This is a genomic window from Paenibacillus phytohabitans, assembly GCF_013141775.1.
Lineage (GTDB): Bacteria > Bacillota > Bacilli > Paenibacillales > Paenibacillaceae > Paenibacillus_AQ > Paenibacillus_AQ phytohabitans.
Genome location: NZ_WHOB01000098.1, coordinates 69,490 through 89,857, shown reverse-complemented (window position 1 = coordinate 89,857; position 20,368 = coordinate 69,490). Strand labels below are relative to the sequence as shown.

Here is a 20,368-nt window from a genome sequence, read left to right as displayed (position 1 = left end):
TAAGTTAATTTAATAATGAGGCGGACATGCAGTACCTTGCTCTGTGTTACGGAGGGAGGGATTGCCTTGATAAATCTTATCTATCTGCTTAGTGCAGTTGTTGGGATCACAAGTGGCATAATAGAGTTAATTAAATTCGTGCATAAGATTTGTTCTCGAATATTTAATTACTTGAGCAAACGAAAAAAGCACTAGCCCGCTAAGCTAAAGTGCTTTTTCGTAAGAGACATTGTTTTGCCATCTCAACAGAGTCAAGGCTGCATTTACACTCTAGTAGGCTGCGATCCTCGTAAGATCGCAGTCTTTTTAGTTTATAAATAAACGAGTCACTTGAGTGCAGTTGAAACGGCCTTTTTTTGCTATTAAATTTTGATTAATAGCATCACTGTTATATTTGAAATTATAATTGATATTTCAAAATTATTCTAGACCATTTTTCGTACCAATTTATGTAGCTTTTATCAAACAAATTATTCACCAGTTTTCGAGTCAATTTCCGTTGTATATTTTATTATTATTTTCATTCTATTTTTTTATTTTATGACTCTATTCCTCGAATACAACTTTACACTTTCAGCTCTTAAAACCTTGTTTATTCTATGTTTTATTTTACCCAATTATGATAATTCCACACAGAATACGTTAATATTCAAAACATAAACACTTAGAAAAGAATTATTCCTTTTATTATTCATTTTACAAGTATCGCATTTAGCCTCAATGCTTAAGGAATTTATGTCAGCCAATCTTTAGGGATCAATGCATTATCTTCTGAAGGATCATCGTCTCTCCATCTCTTAACAACATGCACAATATGTTTATGTGACTGCCATGTAATCTCGTCAGCATGTTCAATAAGGATTATTTGAGTTGGATTTTCTCTCCGTGGACTAAAATGATAGTCAAATGCGGTAAATATTTTTTGTACCTTTAAGATATCTTCTGGTAAATAATCTATATCTGATAATTTTTGAAGTTTATCAGGAAAGTATACTTGACTGGGTTGATCAATCACTAAAAACTGCGGGACTGCATTCCATTCAAGATTTGCGAAGTGATCATGCAATGCAAGCATCGTAGCGATATGATATCCCATCCAGTTTGCTCCGCTCCCAATTTCCCAGAGAAAATCTTCTCTCCCTCCTGATTTCTTACGCAAAGTTAAATTAACAGTATCTAGTAAGATAGTGTCATCAGGGTTTTCGACACCTAGATGCTTTGCATACCGCATTATATCTTGCGAAACCCTATCGATCTGACGTTCTAATTTATCCTTGAGTTTTTTAGGATCAATTTGTTGTTTGATACTATTAACTTTCTGCTCAAGTTCAAAAATTTCTATTTGAAGTGTGTCATCCTCATTTACTAAAACATAATCTTCTAATGCCTTTTCCAATCTGCCCAGAAATCTGTATACTTCATTCTCGGTTTGCCTAATTTTACGCAGCTCCTCTGATCTGACTTGAAGCAGTTCTTTCTGCTTTCGCACAGTATTTAGTGACCCTTCAAGTTCTGAAAGCATAGTTTTTCGTTTTATAATTTCCCTATCTAAGATGCCATAGGAGCTTTCTATGAAGTTGGATGAAGCATTAATTTTCTCGAGGTGATCTTTTAAGTGCTGAAGGTCTTCATGGGCTTTATTATTTACTGCCCCACAAAATATACAGACCTCCGCCTCTCCAACCAAATCTGCCAACCATCTGACGGGTTCAATTCTTTCTTCTTGTATTTTTAGTGAACCATGGAACTGCCCTTCTGATTTATACAGATTTGTCAACTTATATAACTGATTTCTTTGTGTTCCAATCTCCCTGGAGATTTCGATCTCATTTTCAGTGAGTGCATTCAATTCATCAACTGCCCTCTCGGTAGCATTCTTTTCAACTTGTAATATTCTTCTTGTTGGTGAAGTAGAAATCTCCTTAAGATACGTGATGTATCTATACGCAGCCCAATGTTCAGAAACATCAGGTGCATTATGAAGTAAACCGTATTCTCTAGCTTTTGAATAATAATCCCTCAATTGAAGAATCCAGTTATTTGAGATACGCCTCATTTCATTGCGGATCTTTTGTTTTTTCTGCAACTCTTGTTCCAGTAATTTAAGTTCTTGTTTAAGTAGTAAGGTTTTCTTATCGATTGCGCCAAGTACCAAAGGGAAGATATTTTTTAATCGCTCTTGATGTTCAGCTGTATCCGCTTTAAAGAAAAGGGTATATGGATTAGCTACAATATGCTGGGGTTGAAATTGAAAAGCAGAAAAATCTCTAAAACTAGCCCTCTTACCAGGAGAGTCGCTGTCTGAATTATCGGAGAGTGTAAGTTGAGGCATGCCAGATATCTCATTAAGTTTGTTCTTAAGAGACTTAGTATTTGTCTTTCCATATGGTCTTGGTAGCTCATTTAAAATTGTTATTTCATCGTCTATGTATACCTCTGCACTTTGGATGTGAATCCCTGGCTCCTTACGTGCGATGAGCATTCTCTTTGAACCGACTACAATAACAAGCCCAAACCACTCTGTTTTCTCACGAATAACACCAACCGGAATTGTACACTTGCTACTTCCCAGACAATAATCAATTATTGGAATAATTGAAGATTTCCCTTTTTGGCTATCCCCCGTGATTATATTTACCTTATCCAGTTTAAAAATAAGTTTTCTCGTTTGCTTAGTAATATCTTTCGGCCAAAGAACAATTTGCTCTATTTTAAAGTTCATAATTAAAACCTCACTTTTAATAACACGCTTAATTGATTTAATTCGATTGTAGCAAACCAGTAACCCAGCCGTTTTGCAGCAGCCAACATTTTATGTATACCTTCATTATGTTTATAGTCCGGTATTTTAGTCCGTACAGGGATAAACTGAAAGTTATTCTTGTCCAGTAGAACGATTTTTGCAGAACTACAAACATTTAAAGACTTAAAAGTTATGTCGCTCATTGTTTGCATTCTATTTTGAACCCCTATAAATAGCGCCATTTCATCATTCAGAGCGTTATAAAGACCGCCTTTCTTGTTCCTTTTATAAATGTTTTCGACAAAATCTTGATTAAACAAGATTGGCAAAACTAGCATTATATGCGGAAGTATAGGGCCTTCTTGTTCCGCTGAAGACTTATAGAACTCATTAACAAAAGTCCAAAGCAACAGGGCGCCTAGGGCAGGATTTTGAACAGCATCATATTCATTTAGCATTTTTAGCTGTTCCCCCTAAGAGTTGAGCATACTCTGGATGCCACCCAACCAACATCTGATTCGCTAAGTGATGATAACTACCACGTGTCAAATAGGACTGTTCAGTAGCCACCCCAGCCAAGCTCTCATTATGGTCAAGGGTCTCTGACAGCACCTCAAGTCCAATGAGTTCCCCCAATGTCTGAACATCATCACTAGTACGCTTTTTAATTTTAAATGTTTGTTTTTTTACAGAGTGGATTAATTGCCATCGCTCGCTCAATGCTTCATCAAAAAGCTCTAAGTCTTCCTTAGTCAAATTACCAGCTACGCTAAAACGCGTCCGTTCAGTTGCGTTACATAAATAATCATCAATTGCATCAATTAGTAGATCATCACTCTGTTCAAATGAAAGCAAGTAAAGTTGCCTTACAAATAGTTCATTCATATAATGATTTCTCTCACCATCTGAAACTGGCATAAGGCTTTTAGCTGTTTCAATAAATGGTCGGATTTTGTATTTTGTTAAGAGTCTATGATAATAAAGAGTGAATAATTCTCTCTGTAGCCAAGCCGGCTTTCGATTTCTCCACGCATTTAAGGCACATGAGTGTATCCAACCTAACAATCCGTTATATACTTCATCGTAAGGTACATCTGAAGGAATTAATAGAAGTGAGCGCACTTGATCTTTTAATTCACTACCATGTGCACCATCAGCACTATCAGAAACAACTATATTTTTTATTAATTTCAGTAAAACTGTGTCCTCACTCTGACAAACTTGTTTACCAATTTCAGAGATATAATCGGGTAATATGAGGGCTTTCCTCCTCAGTTCTTCCAAACATGCCTTAGCATCAATGTCTGTTGCTGCCCTCCCCAATCTTTTAGTTATACCCTCCGGTAATATTTTATTGGTTACAAGATGAAACTGACATTGTTCTACATTGACTTCATTTGATTGTATTGCCATGCACCATATTCTAAGGGTGTTCCAAAGGTCTTTACTGCTGTCCCCAAACGGAATGTTATCTGAGGTTGAATGCTTGTCTTGCTCCCGACCGGTAATCTCATTATTAATAGCTTTTATTACGATATCGTCTTCTGTCTCAATACCAATCTGAGATCCATCTGAGCTTTTGGCTAACCAGTACAAGGCCCTTTCTGGTTGAAATAAGTATCCAGCCATCTGGCCAGCTGCAGTGTGTTGTTTGGTACCACCCACGTCTTTCCCTCCCTTAAAACAACCTTTCTTCAACTTTCGACATTTCTCTCTCCTCTACCTTCCAAACAAATGTTCTTTTTATATAAATATACATATTATTAACATATTTTATTATTATGTTTATACATACAATCTAACTTTGCCTTGAATGCTTTTCCAGAATGATGTTCCGGCTCTACTTTATAGTTTTGTACACCACTTTCCCTTTATCATATTGTTTAGCACAACTTGTTATAGACGACTTTTATGTGAATGGCATAACATATAGTTGAATCGTATATGTACGAAGGCTTTCATAATACATGAGAAGAGAGGTGTTTTTGATGATTACGAGGTTATCTTTCAAAGAAGGTGTTTTCATATCTACAAAAGGGGAGTTTGGTTATCAAGATGTTCTTGATGATTTTCAATATGCAAAGCAGATCAGAATAGCGACGTTCAATATCTCTTTTTCAGAAAAAGATGACCCACTTTTTGAGGGACTTCAAAAACTCAACGAGGACGTTGATATCAAATTCGTTTCAAATATTCCTGCTCGAATGAGTTTTTATGCATCAAGCCCAAAAGGGAAGAGTTTTAAGGAAAGGGCCAGCGCGAATATTAATGCTTATCTTAAAAAGCTAAATCCCGCAGATTTTGATGCTGTAATTCTTCCATACTTCAACTTTAACAATCATTCGAAAATTATTGGTACCGAAAACATTATATATATTGGTTCAGAAAACTACTCTGTTGAAAGCAGCCAGAACTATGAATCTGGGGTATTAGTTAGCGATAAGGAGTTTATAGTAAAGCTGTATGAACTTTTTTTTGAAAAGCTGATTGATGAATCAGTTCCATACTTTAATGATGATTATGACCAGTTGCGACTTTTTACTATGAGTATTTTGACAAGAATGCTAAATCATTTTGAAAGTTATAAAGATAAGTTTTTTAGGGTAAATCGAGAAGGTATCTTCTACTTCATAGAAGACGAAACTAGTTTTACTGAAGATGATATTTACGTATTACTTCATGACCTTAATGAATTAAATAGTATACAAGGTTTAGTTGAAAATATTGAATCTGATGACGACAAAACAACCAATATTCTGTCTTGTATGGTAGACATATGCGGAAGTATGCATGCGGATTCCTTTATTGAGTTAATTGAATATGACACTAATTTCTATAATTATGTTATTTTCAATAGAGCTGATGAAACAATAGATATATTTGATAAAGAATACAGTGGTATTGCTGATGAGGAGTGGTTAGAGCATTACTTAGAAATCGCTGCAGACGAAGCTAACGATAAATTTGAAGAAATCTGTAATGAAGTCAGTGCGGATGTTTATGCAGTAAAGGATCACTTTGACGATATAATCGACAAACTTAAAGAATTAGTGATAAAAATTAGAGACCTATCTGAGGATTCAGTAAATCCTGCCATTGATAATACTTCAAGATGACAATGATAGTTAAACAATAGCTCTATCATTTGTTTAACTATAGTAAACTATTAGTTAAACAACGATAGAGGCAGTCTATAAACCTGTTTAACTGGTTTTGTCTGCCTCTCCTTTTTTTAAAAAAAGCTCATTATCAAAAACAGATGTTTCTTCAATTCAAAAATCAAGTCAATGCCTCCAGTCTAATCTTTTTTTTCAAATACAACAGGTTCATTTCCTCAGTCTAATACTTAATATTTTATTTTCTCCTGATAGCTATCCTACCCGTTAATGAAGCGATGAAAGTCTGATACTTTCTCTCCCTAAGATCACCTTCAAGAAAGTTCGTTGATAATTTTATTATGTAGGTGTTGCAACTGTTAATAATTCATGTTGCTCACTATGGGAAAGTTCTTTAATAACTTGCACTAATTCACTGATTGTATTATTTAAATCCCCAATATTTGAATGTTCCCTCCCAGTAAAAAACCACTCATAAGAACACCTAAAAACAGAACAAATTGAAATAACAGTTTCTATTGCCGGCTTACTTTTTCCAAATTCCAAATCACTAAGGCTGCCTTGAGAAACGCCGATTTTATTAGCAAAATCAGTTTGATTAAGATTATGTATTTTTCGTAGTTGTTTAATATTTGCCCCAATTGTGTTAATTATAATCGCCTCCACACTACGATTTGTGCCAACAATCGTTACACGAGCTTTTAAACCCAAAATCAGTTTTATCTATTTAGAGCACCTTTGATAATACATAAGGATAATTATAAAAAAGTCCTGATAAATCAAGGGTTTCTTGACCATCAGGACTGAAATACTTGTGCCAAAAATCGTTACAAACCTGTGCCAAACTACATTACAAACGGTGACAAGATGAATTACAACTCACACATATTTTCCAATCTACTTCCCGTGAATCCCCCGCTGCCGCATCCCCTCAAATAAAAGGATCGTTGCCGCCATCGCCGCGTTCAGCGATTCGGCGCGGCCGGCCATCGGGATGATGATGCTCTTGTCGACAAGGGCTGCCGTCTCCGGCGAGATGCCTTTGCCTTCGCTGCCGATCAGCAGCCACTGGCTGCCCTGGAAGTCATGGGTGTAGCAGGAATCTTCACCTGTCAGCGAAGTGCTTACCAGCAGCGCACCGCGTTCCCGCGCCTGCGGCAGAATCGTGCCGAGATCTCCTTCCACTACCGGGAGATGGAACATCGAGCCCATCGTGGAACGGATGGTCTTCGGATTGAAAAGATCGGCGCAGCCTTGGCCGAGGATCACCCCGTCCGCACCTGCCGCATCGGCACTGCGGATGATTGTGCCCACGTTGCCGGGGTCCTGGACCCCGTCCAGCACAACAACCAGACTATCCGGCTTCGCCAGGATGGCCTCCACGCCCTGCTGTTCCTTGCGCACAACCGCAAACACCGGCTGCGGTGTATTCGTGCTGCTGCACTTCGCAATCACCGCTGCTGACACGCCAATTACCTCCATGCCCTGCACGGCCTGAAGCAGAGGCTTCAGCTCGGACGGCATGCCTTTATCCAGATCAAAGGCCAGGCATTCCACATCTGCTTCCGCCTGCAACGCCTCCTGCACCAGATGGATGCCTTCTACGATATATTTACCGGACTTGTCGCGGTGCTTCTTCTCCTGCAGTCCAGCCCATTCCTTCACCCGCGTATTCTGCGGCGAAATAATTTCCATGAGGTCCTACCTTTCTGTTGCTTGCAGATTCCCGATTTTAAGTATGCTAAACCAACCGGGCGACTTAACTGTAGTTAGTACAACTAAAAACAGCCTTTCCGCAGCAAATCCCCTTTTAACTGCAGTCTGTACAACTAAAAGTAGCGGGTGGAGTGAAATTCCGCCATTTGTGTAATTTTAGTTGTACCAGATACATCTATTTGCAAATAACGGATTAATTCATTTAAAATAACTGCACAAAATACAACTAACCCTACCTATCTGTACTTGTATCTGTACTAATATCCGTACTTGAACCCGGCCTGTACCTGTAATCATTCATCCATACAGCCCTATTGATAAGCCATTTCCAGCTTCGTCAGGTTGTCCTTCCGTCCGACGATGACAAGTACATCGCCCTCGCTCAGGCGATCCTCCGCTCTGGGAGAAATATTCATTTCCTCTCCCCGGCGGATGGCCATCACGTTACAGCCATATTTGGCACGAATGTTAAGCTCCTGCAGATTCTTGCCGAGCATCGGACCTGAAACCTTCATATCCAGAATGCTGTAGTCCGGCGACAGCTCTATATAATCAAGGATGTTCGGCGAGGCCAGATGATGCGCCACCCGCATGCCCATATCCCGTTCAGGGTAGATTACCTTATCTGCACCGATTTTACTCAATACCTTGCCGTGCAGCTCGCTTTTGGCCTTAACCAGAATTGCAGGTACGCCAAGATCCTTCAGAATCAGCGTCGTTAGAATACTGGCCTGAATATCCTCGCCAATCGCGACAACCACCACATCGAAGTTACGGATTCCGAGCGCACGCAGTGCCTCTTCATCGGTCGAATCCGCGGATACGGCATGAGTAACAATATTCGAAATTTCCTGGGTGCGCTGCTCATCCGCATCAATGGCCAGTACATCAAAGCCCATACCGCTGAGCGCCTTGGCTACACTTGAGCCGAAACGTCCCATTCCGATGACGGCATATTGTTTTTTTGCCATAAATGTTGTACCTCCCGCCCGCATTTTGCATCTCAAACAGTATAGCATAAGCCGTTATAAACTTGAATTTTCAGCGCTGCCGCAGGGCACCTTATTAAGAGCCTATGCTAACAAAACCTAAGCCCATGCTCCCGAAGCCAGTTTTGCGAAGCTGAGCCAGGAAGCCTATGCCAACAAAACTTAAGGAGGTCGATTATGCCAGTCACCATTGATTTGCGCCAGGCTATTGTACACAAGATTCACGGACAGACCGAAGAAGGTCTGCGGGAAGTGATCGAGAACTCCGTGGACGGGCCGGAAGCCGCGCTCCCCGGACTCGGCGTTGTCTTCGAAATGATCTGGAAGGACCTTGATCCCGCCAAGCAGGACCGGGTGCTCTCCATGCTGCACAGACATTTGGAGAAGCTCACGCCAGGGTCCATCACCTCCTAAAGAGGTTCATTCCGTCAAAAACCTCCGCCTCCACATGTGCAGCTGCACAGTGGATCGCGGAGGTTTTTTATAACAAACAATGGAATAAGCGGTCAGCTTATCCTACTTCAACTGTACTTTTCAAGGCGCGGTTTCCAGGAATTTAGCCGTCGGATTCTTCTCCATCGCGGTCCGCATGGCGTATTCGTTCTCGAACAGCACTACATAATTACCCTTCTTATCGGTAACCAGTGTGGAGTTGATCCGGAATTTGCTTGCGTCCGGCTTGTTGTCATCCACAATCCAGCGCGCGAACTGGTAGCTCATCCGCTGCAGCTGGACATCTACGCCGTACTCGCCCTTCATGCGGTACTCGAACACCTCGAACTGCAGCTGTCCGACAACGCCCAGCAGGATATCATCGAAGTTAACGGTGCGGAACACCTGGATCATGCCCTCTTCAGTTAACTGGTCAATGCCCTTCTGGAACTGCTTCGATTTCAGGGCATTCTTAATGCTCACTTTGGAGAAAATCTCCGGTGAGAACGTCGGCAGCTCATCGAATTCGATATCCCCTGCCTGACTCAGCGTATCTCCAATGCGGAAGATACCCGGGTCGAACAGACCGATAATATCACCCGGATACGCCTCTTCTACAATATCGCGGTCCTGGGCCAGGAACTGCTGCGGCTGGGACAGCTTGATGTCTTTGCCGGCACGCACATGCTTCACACTCATGCCACGCTCGAACTTGCCGGACACAATGCGCAGGAAGGCAATGCGGTCACGGTGAGCCGGGTTCATGTTAGCCTGGATTTTGAACACATAGCCGGTGAATTTCTCATTTGTCGGTTCAACAGATCCAGCAGTACTGCGGCGCGGTTCAGGCTTCGGTGCAAGATCCAGGAAGTTATCCAGGAAGGTCTGCACGCCGAAGTTGTTGATCGCACTGCCGAAGAATACCGGAGTAATCTCTCCGCGGAGTACTTTCTCATAGTCAAACGGATCGCCTGCAACATCCAGCAGCTCCAGATCCGCACATAATTGGTCATGCAGGTATTCTCCGGCCATCTCGCGGATGATCGGGTCGCGGTAGCTTTCCACTTTTTGTACTCTGATCACGGAATGATCGTCGCCCTGGAACAGCTCAACCTGATTCTTCATCCGGTCGTATACGCCGCACAGCTCGCGGCCCATGCCGATCGGCCAGTTCATCGGCACAGAGCGGATACCCAGTACATTCTCCAGCTCTTCCATCAGCTCAAATGGATTGCGGCCTTCACGGTCCAGCTTGTTGATGAAGGTGAAGATCGGAATGCCCCGCTTGGCACAGACCTGGAACAGCTTGATCGTCTGTGTTTCCACACCCTTGGCGACGTCGATCAGCATGACCGCACTGTCAGCCGCAGTAAGCGTACGGTAAGTGTCTTCACTGAAATCCTGGTGACCCGGGGTATCCAGAATGTTCACCCGGTGGTCCAGATAATCAAACTGCATGACTGAAGAAGTAACGGAGATTCCGCGCTGCTTCTCAATTTCCATCCAGTCACTTGTGGCATGCTTGCTTGCCTTACGGGCTTTGACTGTTCCTGCTAAGCGGATAGCGCCCCCGAAGAGGAGCAGTTTCTCGGTCAGCGTTGTTTTACCCGCATCCGGGTGGGAAATTATCGCAAAGGTTCTGCGTTTGTCTACTTCACTCTGAAGCTTGTGGTCCGGTGCCTTATTCATTACACATATCCCTTCATATATAAATTCATCCATGCTTCTGCTTCAATTACCGGATTTCATCAAATCGGTGCACTACTCATTCGTCCAGATCCTTTCACGTAGAATTCATCGTTACATCGTTGAAGTACGGTTTATAGGATATTTTATGGCGCCTTGCCTAGAAATTCTTTATTTTGAAAGCATCCTTTTTAGTATAGCAAAATCCGGCAAACATTATCTACAAAAAAGCTCCGCAAGTCAAATATCTTGCAATATTATGTACAGAAATTCCAGCTTTAGCGCAAATTCGGCTGACTGGTCCGCAGGAAATCCGTTATTCCGCAAAAAGATCCCCCTGCAGCGATATGCAGAGGGATCTCTAACAGTACTCTTATTCAGGATTTAGCGGTTAACCTGCCAAACCACATTGTCTTCATCCTGGCCGTTAACCGGCCACCAGTGGAAGCCTTCGCCAGCCAGCAGCTGATCGGCTTCGACCGGCCCCCAGGAGCCGGCAGGATAGGAAGCGAGATCGTTACTCTCTTCCTTCCATGCCTTGGCAATACGGTCCACGAAGGACCATGCCGAGGACACTTCATCCCAGCGGGTGAAGTAAGTGGAATCTCCGCGCGCAGCATCATGCAGCAGACGCTCATAAGCTTCCGGCGAGTTGATGCCGATCATGCAGCTCTGGCAGAAATCCATCGCCAGCGGCTGAATTTCCGATTCCGAGCCCGGCTTCTTGGCATTGATCTTCACATAGATGCCTTCCATCGGATTCACCCGGATTACGAGCAGGTTCGGCTCCAGATTATGCTTCTGGCCCAGATAAACGTTGGTCGGCATTCCCTTAAACTCTACAACCACTTCCGTGGTCTTCACAGGCAGACGTTTACCTGTACGGATGTAGAATGGAACTCCTGCCCAGCGGAAGTTGTCAACAAATACACGGGCTGCGAAATACGTCTCCGTATTCGATTCCGGGTCTACCTTGTCTTCCTGTCGGTATGCCGGAAGGGTCTTGCCCTTGTAGAGCCCTTGCGTGTATTGACCGCGCACCACGTTCTCGCGAACCTCTTCCGCCGTAGCGTAAGGACGCAGCGAACGAAGCACCTTCACTTTCTCATCACGGATATCTTCAGCCAGCAGACGGCTTGGCGGTTCCATAGCGATCATTGTCAGCAGCTGCAGAATATGGTTCTGACCCATATCGCGCAGTGCTCCGGCATGATCGTAATACCCGCCGCGCTCTTCCACACCCACGGTTTCCCCGAGTGTGATCTGAATGTTGGCGATATGCTTGTTGTTCCACAGCGGCTCGAAGAAAGCATTGGCGAACCGGATCACTTCAATATTCTGCACCATTTCCTTACCGAGGTAATGGTCAATCCGGTAAATCTCTTCTTCCTTGAACACCTGGCGGATTTGCTCGTTCAGCTGTTCAGCGGACTCCAGATTGTAGCCGAATGGCTTCTCGATCACCAGACGGTTCCAGCCCCGGGTCTGCAGCATGCCGCCAGCCTTCAGGTTGAAGGAGACACTGCCGAACAGTTCAGGTGCAAGCGCCAGATAGAACAGGCGGTTGCCCGGAATATGGAACTTCTCTTCGAGTGCTTCCGTCTGGGCATTCAGCTCACGGAAACCGTCGATATTGTTGATGTCCAGAGACTTGTATTCAAAATGCTGTACGAACTCGTTCCATTCCGCAGCATCTCCTGCCTGGTAGCGGCAGAACTCACGGATGGATTCCTTCACATCTTCCCGGAATTCATCCTGGGTACGGGGACGCCGAGCCACGCCAATTACCGCAAAATCATGTGTCAGCTTGCCTTCACGGTACAAACTGTAAATCGCCGGGAAAAGCTTACGCCGGGCTAGATCTCCGGTTGCCCCGAAGATAAAGAATACAGCACCGGGTGTATGCAGTGCATCAAGGGTTTGATTTTCAGCCATGGCTCCTCATCTCTCTGTATGTAATATAGTTGACATTCATTCTCAGCGCTGGTCATGATATAAAATACGCATGACGGCGTGATGTCATTTTATCATAATTGCACTAAGGATGCTATCACATTCCTGACAGTTTTTCTCGGGATTTCGTAATTTTCCATTACTCTTTCTTATGCTTTCACATGTTCCCGCTTATACTACCGATATTATACCGTCCCGCCAAAAGCTCCGCAACGTGGAGCCGCTGCGGAGTAAGCCCGGAAATCTCCGGCTTCAATATTCGATCGTAATCAGCGGAAGTCCGAGGGTCACGCGGTTTCTGTCCTCATTCCCGTCCCTGTGCACCGCCAGCTGGAGCGAAAGCTCATGTCCGCCGCTGCTGACGGTGCGCTGCAGTCCCGGCACGTTATACGAACGGCTGGATGTAGTTTCATCTGCGTAGTTCTCTTCCGCATGAATGCCGGGAAGCTGCGCTGCAAGGTTCTGCTCAGTGGCCAGGAGCGCAGCCTGCGGTCCGCTCTGCTCCTTCGCCGGAGCCTGCAGAGAGACGTTCCACTCTGCCACAATACCCGCCTGTAGCATCGCCTGCCCGGCGTCACCTGCTGCTGACGTAAGCTCCGGCGAGTCCAGGAGATCCGCCGTCTCGAAGGTGACGATGCAATAGCTCCGTCCGCCGCCGAGCTCGCTCCAGAACAGGGAGACCTTCACTCCTCCACTGAGTTCTGCGGAGGAACGTAAGGTTAGATGTCCGTCCTCATCAGAGGAGCTGACTTCACCGAGTCCGAGCCGGGAAGACAGGTTCTGTACAGTAGCGTCTGCCGCAGCTTCTCCACTATATTCTCCCTGCCACTTCAATACGAGCCGGAGCGGAGCCCCGGGAGCAGATACCTCGCGGCCGAGTGTAGTCAGCAGCGCCAGAGAATCCTGAAGCTCTCCCGCACCGGCCGTAGAAGCAGTGACCGCAGACACAGCAGATACTTCCTGTAAGCCATTTCCTCCGGCTGTCCCCGCGCTGCGGAAGCCGCTAAGCAGCATAACCGCCACACACAAGCCCGCCAGCACCAGTATCACTCTGCTCTGTCCTCTGTTCCCCACTCTGCATCTCCCTCTCAATCCGTTCTAGTAATCTACTAGACAGGATATCCAGCTTCAGAGAAAGATATACCCGCTGAGAGAGACTGTCTGAGACTCCCGATCCGGCAGCTGCATAGTTCACTCGGAATGTAATGAGATTTTAATCACTTCTATAGAAGTATTTATTAGTTTATATTTCCATTAATAGGATTCATATTATATTACATAGAAGAGGTACTCATACAGCATGCTTAAAAAGTGGTTTCACCGAAACAGCGCTGACTTCCGGCTAATCAACGATCTGGTTGTCCCTATGCTTTTCCTTCAGATTCTCCAGCTACTCTTTCAGCTCGGCGACCAGGCGATTATCGGCAGGCTTGGCGTTGAAGAATTTGCCGCAGTGGGCATCGCCTCATCTTTTATTTTTCTGATCACCGGAACGATCGGCATTCTATGCGCAGCCTTCAACATCATCGGCGGAAGATTCTTCGGCAACAATGATATTCCTAAGTTTGGGCAAGCTTTTAATACAAGCATGACAATGTCCATCATTATCGGCATCCTGTTCGAACTGCTGCTGTTAGGGACTGGCAGATGGATATTGGGCACGGTCTATGATCTGAATTTCGCACCTGCCACTCATTATTTGTATATCAGCGGAGTGACTATGGGCATGAATGTGGTTCTGTTTAATTTCTCAGCCTATTTCAAGAACATCAACCAAGCCAAGCTGTTAACATTCAGTTTCGCGGCAGCAGGCATCGTGAATATATTCTTCGATTATGTGCTCGTCTTCGGCAAATGGGGATTTCCTGCGCTGGGTATGAGCGGCGCCGCTGTCGGCTCTGTCGCGGGCTATGGTGCGAGCATTATAGTCTGCATCTATTTTTTCCGTAAAAGCAGCTTATTCAGCTTCTCTCTTCAGATCAGCCGGCCCATTGCCAAGCAGCTGCTGAAACTTTATTTCCCCATGGCTCTTCAGGACCTTATTGAATATACTTTGTTTGCAATGGGCATCATGGCGATCATCTCCAGACTGGATTCTGAATTCATCGCGTCATACACCGTTGTAACCACTTTGCTTGAGATCATTATGATTCCCATGTACTGCTTCGCGGGCAGCTGTATGACAATTACCGCCCAGGCCTACGGCAAGCAGCAAGCAGGGTACACCAAATATTCGTATCTGTCGCTCCAGCTTATGTTAATGATCAGCATCCCGCTAACCTTAATCGTGATCTCCTTCTCCTATCCGCTTATTGCCATCATTACAGACAAAGCCGTTGTCATTTCACTAGTGGAACATGTTCTTCCCCTGGCGCTGGCGCTGAATCTGATGAACGGGCTGCAGATGATTATGCGCTCTACCCTGCAGGCGATTGACCTGGAGAAGTGGGTGCTTGTGTACTCGGGGGTGGTGTATGCAGTATCCCTGGTAATCATTTATGTATGTATCCGGAAGCTCGAACTAACCGGTGTCTATCTCGGGTTTGGGGTAAGTTATCTGCTCTTATCCTTAGGTTATGTATACAAACTGCAAAGACGCGAACCTTACGCGCACGTAAAAACACTTTCAAGATAATCCCCCCGTCCTTCCCAGGCCAGGGCTGATTTCTCTTGAAAGTGCATCTATGGCTTCTATGGTCTATGGCTTTATTCCGCCAGTCCATTCTTATATGCGTAAATAGCCGCCTGGGTCCGGTCTTCGACGCCCAGCTTGGCAAGAATATTCGTGACATGGAATTTCACTGTCTTGATTCCAATAATTAATTGATCGGCAATATCCTGATTGGACTTGCCCTGGGCCAGCAGCTTCAGCACTTCCATCTCGCGTTCGGTAAGCTCTTTGTAGGCCGGAGACTCACCTCTGGCATTGGAGCGGAACCGGTTCATCATTTTGGACGCCACTTGTGATTCCAGCACGGACTGACCTCTTGCGGCAGCCCGGATCGCATCCGCGACTTCACTGGCCCGCGAGGTTTTGAGCAGATAGCTGAACGCGCCGGCTTCAATGACCGGATACATTTTCTCATCATCCAAATAACTGGTCAGCACTATAACTTTGCAGTCCGGGTACAGCTTCAACAGCTGTCTTGTTGTTTCGATCCCGTCCATGCCGTCCATCACCAGATCCATCAGTACCACATCCGGATTATATTCCTGTGCCAGCCGTATTCCTTCTTCGCCGCTTCCGGCTTCACCTACAACTTCAATCCCATCCTCGGTGCCAAGCACCGCAGCAAGTCCGATCCGGACCATTTCGTGATCGTCCACCAGCAGGACCTTGATCGCTTCCGCTTCCTCCATCTCCATGGTTACCCTTGCCCCCTATTCATTGACTACCGGTACGGTAATATCAATCCGCATTCCTTTGCCCGGAGCGGTGATGAACTGGATCGAGCCCCCGATCTCTGTTATCCGCTCCTGCATATTCGAAAGTCCGTAGGATGTCTGCTTGCTCTCATCCATCTCAAAGCCGATCCCGTCATCGCGCAGCGTCAGACGGACCGTATCCCCGCGGCGGTGCAGGCGGATCTCCAGCTTCTCCGCTTTGGCATGGCGCAGCGTGTTCGAGATCGCCTCCTGCACAATTCGGAACAAATGATTCTCGACGCCTTTGAGCAGCTGCACGCCCTGATCCATCTCGAACACAATATCGATCGGAACCTTGATCTTCAGTTCCTTGATCAGCTCCTGCAGCCCCTGCTCCAGCCCCTTGCCTTCCAGATATACCGGCCTCAGGTGCAGCAGCAGTGCCCGCATCTCCGACTGGGCTACGGCGGACATCTCCTCAATCAGCGCAATTTGCCGCTGCGCCTTGTCGAAATCCTTCTCCAGCGTCCGGCCTACAGCCGTTGCCGTCATCGAGATCGCGAACAGCTGCTGGGATACGGCATCATGCAGCTCGCGTGCCAGCCGCTGACGTTCCTCGATAATCGCCGTCACCCGGGCTTGCTCGGCAAGCTTGGCATTATTGGTGGAGAGCCGCTGCAGCGTAGTCACCTGATTCTCCCACTTGCCGCCGATCCGTCCGAGCTGTTCCCCGAGCCGGCCCAGCTCATCATGGCCCAGATCCGGCATCACCGGGGTGAGGTTGCCCTTCTCCCAGGCTACCAGCGTCGCCCGCAGCAGCTCCAGCTTACGCTTGCTGCGGAAGCCCTGATAGAACCCGTACCCGATGCCGAAGGCCATCGGCAGCAGAATCAGTGTCATTGCCGTTCTCACGCCAACCTTCCAGTCCTCAAACGGCTGTAATAATCCATATGTATACATAATGTATGTAATAACAAGCAGCATGATCAAAGAGAACAGAGCCCCCTCGCCCATACTGCGCGTTACCATGTTACTGCTTTTTTTGCCCATGCCCGGGAGCCCTCCCTTCCATCTCTCTGCTCATATGCTTTATTCATCAGGGAAACCGTATGTCCAGATCGCCCATCAGATATGAGATATTGAATTTCACTTTATGCTCGCTGCTGTCGTAGTTGGGTGACTTCCAGTTCAGCCGGTTCAGCATCCCTGTGTCCCGGTGACTGCCGGATTCTATGGAGCCGAACAACACGAAGGCTTCGATCTCTACCCCGTAATCCTCGGACATCAGAATATCCACATCGCCAAAAATACCCTGGAACAGCATAATCGTCTCTTGTTCTTCCGCCATTGCCAGCGAAAGATCCACATCCGCCTCACCCAGCACATGCCAGGCGCTGAGGCTGCGCATGACCCACGGCGAGAGATCCCAGTCGAATCTGGAAGAGAAGCTTTGCTTCTGCATAAACCCGGCCTTGCGCTGCATTCTTTTGGATTTGACAAAGAACATACCCAGTGAAATCAGGCAGATTCCAAGCACCAGCAGCAGATGGTCCAGCAGCAGCAGCACTGCACCGATCCCCAGAAGCTTATACCCCTGCTTCACCTTGCCTGACGTTGTCCGGTAAATCCCCAGCAGCAGGAACAGGAGTGCGACAATGGAGAAGAAGCCGATCCATTTGCCAAAAATCATCAAGCAGCCGACACCAATCAGTCCGATGGCAATCAAACGGTTCCGTTTATCCATTCCGCACCTCCTTAAAGTTTTGCCAAGCTGACTTCGCAAGCCTCAGCTTATCTGCAGCTATAACCGCTTCCCGCTACAAAAGCCATACCGGTATGGAGAATCCATACCGTATGGCTTTACCTTGTTCAGCATATCATATCTGCCTATTCTTTAGAAACAGGCATTATTCTTCTTTTTTATCTAGTGAAGGAGCTGCCGGAGTAGAATTCAGCTTGCTCTTGAGTGCTGCGAGCTGTTCTTCCACTTTGAGCTGCTTCTCAGGATCTACCGGCTTAGCATATGCGGTTGCCGAAGGGCTATACGGAGCACGCATAACATCTGCTTCCGCTTCCAGCTGCATAATCTTTTCTTCCATGCGGTGGAATCCAAGGGATGCACTTCCGCTTTCAATGGAATGTACACTGCTGATCTGGGACATTTGCTTCTTGGCTTTGGCCATTTGAGCGCGGGAGACCAGTTCATTACGTTTGTTGCGCAGCTTGTAGAACTCATCCTTCATATCATGAAGCTGCTGCACCAGTTCCTTGGCTTGAACCTCAGCCTGGGCGTGAAGCTCGCTGTATTCAACATGCTTCTGGTCGAAATAAATCTTCTCTTCCAGCAGCTTGCGGGTAACTTCCTCCTGGCCGTTCTTCAGCGCAAGTTCCGCTTGTGCTGCACGCTGTCCGGATACCTTAGCGGCTTCATCCACACGCTGCTTCATACGGCGTTCGTTGGCCATCTGCTTCGCTACCGTTACTTCAGCCTCATGAATCTCAGCCTCCATATCGCGCAGATATTGATTCAGCATTACGATTGGGTCCTCTACCTTATCCAACATGTCGTTTACCGACGCTTTAGTCATATCTTTAATCCGTTTGAATACTCCCATAATTTACACTTCTCCCTTCTCGTATTTAGACAGTTTTTGTTTGAGCTCTTCTACTTCTTTTTGCAGTGCCTTCTTCTCAATATCCTTCATCATGGCATCCAGACCGGAATCGGGAGCCGTGTAAGCGCCTGCTTTGTCATAGCCGGGATTATAGCCCGGCTGTCCGCCGTAAGGGCCATATCCTTGTTGTCCCTGAGGTCCCTGCGGTCCGCGGCCATGCTCAGGTCTGCCTGAGTAAGGACCGCCATATGGGCCGCCCGGCGCGCCGGGTCCAGGTCCGAAGGGATTGTACTGGGTAGGCTCCTTGGGAATTACCATTGCTGCGATAAGGTACACCAGGATAGTGGCTCCTCCGCTAAAAGGAATGCTGACCACCAGCAGAATTCTGAACAGTGTGGAGTCGATGCCGAGTGTCTCGGACAATCCGCCTGCCAGCCCTGTCATTACCCTGTCTCTGGTTGAACGGTACAATCGGGTCATAGTACTACTCCTTTCTGCCATCATTGTTCAGCTTCTCCTTCAGGCGGGCCATTTCTCTTTCGAGCACGGTCGCCACCGTCTCACCGGCCTGCACTGCGTATTCCTGTCCCATCCGGCGCAAATCGCTCAGGCTTTTGGCTTCCAGCTCCCAATCGGTCATCTTGTCCTCCAGACGGCCGAACATCTTGGGAACATCACCGCCGCCGTAAGCACTCGCTCTTTGATTCATGCGCTGCTGCAGCCGAAGTGATTCCATCCGGGCTGCATAGAACTGGCGTTTGCTGTACACCGTCTGATACTCAATTTTGAGTTCATTCAACTGGCTTTCAAGCTCGAAGAGTGATTGCTGGCTGGTTTCCAGCAGCCCGCTGTATTGCTCCAGCTTTTCCTCGTGGATAATTTTCTCCTGCAATGCCAGTTTGGCGAGATGATCTTCGCCGGCCTTAAGCGCGAGGAGTGCCTGCTCTTCACGTTTGTTTCTCATGGCGGTTGCCTGATTCACCTGCTGCTGCAATTGCTTCGTATGGGAAGCGTACTGCTGGTACAGCCGCTCTGCCTCCCCAATTTCTTCACGGGTTGAATGTAGAAATTGATCAATCAGCTTCACGGGATCCTGACTCTGCTCCAGGCGTTCATTCAAGTTGGCTACGGTGATATCCCTCATTCTGCGAAAAACACTCATGATTTCCTGTTCCCTCCCTGCTTCTAATTAAGTAATTGTTCTACCTCTTAGTATGTTCTGCTCCGCTTACCCCGGAGTACCGAGATGCCCCACACTACCAGCGCCACACCGAGCAGCGGTCCGATAATCCAGGAAAGCTTGGAGAGCAGGGACATGATACCGATGAACATTACCACCCAGCCGATAATTTTGCGTCCGCTCTTAATTCCGTAGTATCCGAGAACCACCAGCAATACCGGGAACAGGATGCCGAAGATGCCGTGAATCAAATGAGGCAAAATCCCTAACAGCATTACCGCTCCAATTGCAATCAGCACAATCGCAAGTCCGTTACCTTTTCTTTGCATTTTTTCTCACCGCCTTTCGCTGATCTCTTTCTTATAACCTTATTCTAGGGCAAACCGCAGATTTTCAAAACAGACTGTGGACGGTTTTATGTACTGGACCTTAGTCGGGGACTTATGCACGACCGCAGACTGCGGGGCTCGGGAAATCATTCTTTTTGCATAAAGCTACACAACTATTGTTGGACTCTACATTATAATGAAGACTTTTGTCGGATAATGTCCAGAATATGTCCACTTTACTGT

General features: G+C 46.3%; 19 protein-coding genes. 3 read left to right on the top strand and 16 right to left on the bottom strand.

Going from position 1 to position 20,368, the window contains the following annotated elements; translation table 11 throughout:
• Window positions 1-733 precede the first annotated feature (733 nt).
• From GC101_RS35450 to GC101_RS35440, 3 genes are read right to left on the bottom strand one after another with little or no spacing between them, the layout of a single operon-like run.
• Window positions 734-2,722, bottom strand: a complete 1,989-nt coding sequence (locus GC101_RS35450; RefSeq protein ID WP_171721101.1) for a DUF3732 domain-containing protein — start codon at window positions 2,720-2,722, stop codon at window positions 734-736.
• Window positions 2,723-2,724: 2 nt separating this feature from the next.
• On the bottom strand, window positions 2,725-3,201 hold the full coding sequence (locus tag GC101_RS35445; RefSeq protein WP_171721100.1) for a three component ABC system middle component: 477 nt from the start codon (window positions 3,199-3,201) through the stop codon (window positions 2,725-2,727).
• Entirely contained in the window at window positions 3,191-4,408 is a 1,218-nt protein-coding gene (locus GC101_RS35440) for an ABC-three component system protein (RefSeq protein WP_171721099.1), read from the bottom strand. Before GC101_RS35440 ends, GC101_RS35445 begins: the two co-directional genes overlap by 11 nt.
• A 323-nt stretch (window positions 4,409-4,731) precedes the next feature.
• Here GC101_RS35440 and GC101_RS35435 point away from each other — a divergent pair, with 323 nt between their 5' ends.
• Window positions 4,732-5,859 (top strand): hypothetical protein, encoded by a 1,128-nt coding sequence (locus GC101_RS35435; protein ID WP_171721098.1) that lies wholly within the window; start codon window positions 4,732-4,734, stop codon window positions 5,857-5,859.
• Between the two features lie 339 nt (window positions 5,860-6,198).
• Here the strand turns inward: GC101_RS35435 and GC101_RS35430 are convergent, their stop codons facing one another.
• From GC101_RS35430 to GC101_RS35420, 3 genes are all read right to left on the bottom strand, one after another.
• Window positions 6,199-6,570 (bottom strand): helix-turn-helix domain-containing protein, encoded by a 372-nt coding sequence (locus GC101_RS35430; protein WP_171721097.1) that lies wholly within the window; start codon window positions 6,568-6,570, stop codon window positions 6,199-6,201.
• Window positions 6,571-6,756: 186 nt separating this feature from the next.
• Window positions 6,757-7,554, bottom strand: coding sequence for a TrmH family RNA methyltransferase (locus GC101_RS35425; RefSeq protein WP_171721096.1), 798 nt, complete (start codon window positions 7,552-7,554; stop codon window positions 6,757-6,759).
• A 332-nt stretch (window positions 7,555-7,886) separates the two neighbouring features.
• Entirely contained in the window at window positions 7,887-8,570 is a 684-nt protein-coding gene (locus tag GC101_RS35420; protein ID WP_171721095.1) for an NAD-binding protein, read from the bottom strand.
• Window positions 8,571-8,741: 171 nt separating this feature from the next.
• Here GC101_RS35420 and GC101_RS35415 point away from each other — a divergent pair, with 171 nt between their 5' ends.
• Window positions 8,742-8,978 (top strand): small acid-soluble spore protein SspI, encoded by a 237-nt coding sequence (locus GC101_RS35415; protein ID WP_042139923.1) that lies wholly within the window; start codon window positions 8,742-8,744, stop codon window positions 8,976-8,978.
• Window positions 8,979-9,098: 120 nt separating this feature from the next.
• On the opposite strand, the gene GC101_RS35410 is transcribed toward GC101_RS35415, so the two are convergent.
• From GC101_RS35410 to GC101_RS36850, 3 genes are all read right to left on the bottom strand, one after another.
• On the bottom strand, window positions 9,099-10,685 hold the full coding sequence (locus GC101_RS35410) for a peptide chain release factor 3 (protein WP_171721094.1): 1,587 nt from the start codon (window positions 10,683-10,685) through the stop codon (window positions 9,099-9,101).
• A gap of 381 nt (window positions 10,686-11,066) precedes the next feature.
• Entirely contained in the window at window positions 11,067-12,617 is a 1,551-nt protein-coding gene (zwf, locus tag GC101_RS35405; RefSeq protein WP_039307355.1) for a glucose-6-phosphate dehydrogenase, read from the bottom strand.
• Window positions 12,618-12,887: 270 nt separating this feature from the next.
• Window positions 12,888-13,709 carry a YwmB family TATA-box binding protein gene (locus tag GC101_RS36850; RefSeq protein WP_171721093.1) on the bottom strand — a complete coding sequence of 274 codons (822 nt, stop codon included), beginning with the start codon at window positions 13,707-13,709 and terminating at the stop codon, window positions 12,888-12,890.
• Between the two features lie 226 nt (window positions 13,710-13,935).
• Here GC101_RS36850 and GC101_RS35395 point away from each other — a divergent pair, with 226 nt between their 5' ends.
• Entirely contained in the window at window positions 13,936-15,270 is a 1,335-nt protein-coding gene (locus tag GC101_RS35395; protein WP_171721092.1) for an MATE family efflux transporter, read from the top strand.
• A 71-nt stretch (window positions 15,271-15,341) separates the two neighbouring features.
• On the opposite strand, the gene GC101_RS35390 is transcribed toward GC101_RS35395, so the two are convergent.
• The 7 genes from GC101_RS35390 to GC101_RS35360 form a co-directional block, all read right to left on the bottom strand.
• Entirely contained in the window at window positions 15,342-15,995 is a 654-nt protein-coding gene (locus GC101_RS35390; RefSeq protein ID WP_039307403.1) for a response regulator, read from the bottom strand.
• A 21-nt stretch (window positions 15,996-16,016) separates the two neighbouring features.
• Window positions 16,017-17,051 (bottom strand): sensor histidine kinase, encoded by a 1,035-nt coding sequence (locus tag GC101_RS35385; RefSeq protein WP_039307348.1) that lies wholly within the window; start codon window positions 17,049-17,051, stop codon window positions 16,017-16,019.
• A gap of 46 nt (window positions 17,052-17,097) precedes the next feature.
• Window positions 17,098-17,745: a cell wall-active antibiotics response protein LiaF gene (liaF, locus tag GC101_RS35380; protein WP_039307347.1), complete on the bottom strand. Its 648-nt coding sequence runs from the start codon at window positions 17,743-17,745 to the stop codon at window positions 17,098-17,100.
• Window positions 17,746-17,908: 163 nt separating this feature from the next.
• Window positions 17,909-18,616: a PspA/IM30 family protein gene (locus GC101_RS35375; RefSeq protein WP_171721091.1), complete on the bottom strand. Its 708-nt coding sequence runs from the start codon at window positions 18,614-18,616 to the stop codon at window positions 17,909-17,911.
• Between the two features lie 3 nt (window positions 18,617-18,619).
• Window positions 18,620-19,096, bottom strand: a complete 477-nt coding sequence (locus GC101_RS35370; RefSeq protein WP_042139929.1) for a PspC domain-containing protein — start codon at window positions 19,094-19,096, stop codon at window positions 18,620-18,622.
• A gap of 4 nt (window positions 19,097-19,100) precedes the next feature.
• Window positions 19,101-19,778 carry a PspA/IM30 family protein gene (locus GC101_RS35365; RefSeq protein WP_042239590.1) on the bottom strand — a complete coding sequence of 226 codons (678 nt, stop codon included), beginning with the start codon at window positions 19,776-19,778 and terminating at the stop codon, window positions 19,101-19,103.
• 47 nt (window positions 19,779-19,825) lie between these two features.
• Complete coding sequence (locus GC101_RS35360; protein WP_039307338.1) at window positions 19,826-20,125, bottom strand: LiaF transmembrane domain-containing protein; 300 nt, start codon at window positions 20,123-20,125, stop codon at window positions 19,826-19,828.
• Window positions 20,126-20,368 lie beyond the last annotated feature (243 nt).

Bases quoted from the DNA above. Each gene is read 5' to 3' on its own strand.
- zwf (WP_039307355.1), bottom strand. From the start codon at position 12,617: ATGGCTGAAAATCAAACCCTTGATGCACTGCATACACCCGGTGCTGTA.
- liaF (WP_039307347.1), bottom strand. From the start codon at position 17,745: ATGGATAAACGGAACCGTTTGATTGCCATCGGACTGATTGGTGTCGGC.
- GC101_RS35360 (WP_039307338.1), bottom strand. From the start codon at position 20,125: ATGCAAAGAAAAGGTAACGGACTTGCGATTGTGCTGATTGCAATTGGA.
- GC101_RS35365 (WP_042239590.1), bottom strand. From the start codon at position 19,778: ATGAGTGTTTTTCGCAGAATGAGGGATATCACCGTAGCCAACTTGAAT.
- GC101_RS35385 (WP_039307348.1), bottom strand. From the start codon at position 17,051: ATGGGCAAAAAAAGCAGTAACATGGTAACGCGCAGTATGGGCGAGGGG.
- GC101_RS35375 (WP_171721091.1), bottom strand. From the start codon at position 18,616: ATGGGAGTATTCAAACGGATTAAAGATATGACTAAAGCGTCGGTAAAC.
- GC101_RS35395 (WP_171721092.1), top strand. From the start codon at position 13,936: ATGCTTAAAAAGTGGTTTCACCGAAACAGCGCTGACTTCCGGCTAATC.
- GC101_RS35410 (WP_171721094.1), bottom strand. From the start codon at position 10,685: ATGAATAAGGCACCGGACCACAAGCTTCAGAGTGAAGTAGACAAACGC.
- GC101_RS35370 (WP_042139929.1), bottom strand. From the start codon at position 19,096: ATGACCCGATTGTACCGTTCAACCAGAGACAGGGTAATGACAGGGCTG.
- GC101_RS35435 (WP_171721098.1), top strand. From the start codon at position 4,732: ATGATTACGAGGTTATCTTTCAAAGAAGGTGTTTTCATATCTACAAAA.
- GC101_RS35450 (WP_171721101.1), bottom strand. From the start codon at position 2,722: ATGAACTTTAAAATAGAGCAAATTGTTCTTTGGCCGAAAGATATTACT.
- GC101_RS35415 (WP_042139923.1), top strand. From the start codon at position 8,742: ATGCCAGTCACCATTGATTTGCGCCAGGCTATTGTACACAAGATTCAC.
- GC101_RS35425 (WP_171721096.1), bottom strand. From the start codon at position 7,554: ATGGAAATTATTTCGCCGCAGAATACGCGGGTGAAGGAATGGGCTGGA.
- GC101_RS35420 (WP_171721095.1), bottom strand. From the start codon at position 8,570: ATGCGGGCGGGAGGTACAACATTTATGGCAAAAAAACAATATGCCGTC.
- GC101_RS35445 (WP_171721100.1), bottom strand. From the start codon at position 3,201: ATGCTAAATGAATATGATGCTGTTCAAAATCCTGCCCTAGGCGCCCTG.
- GC101_RS35390 (WP_039307403.1), bottom strand. From the start codon at position 15,995: ATGGAGGAAGCGGAAGCGATCAAGGTCCTGCTGGTGGACGATCACGAA.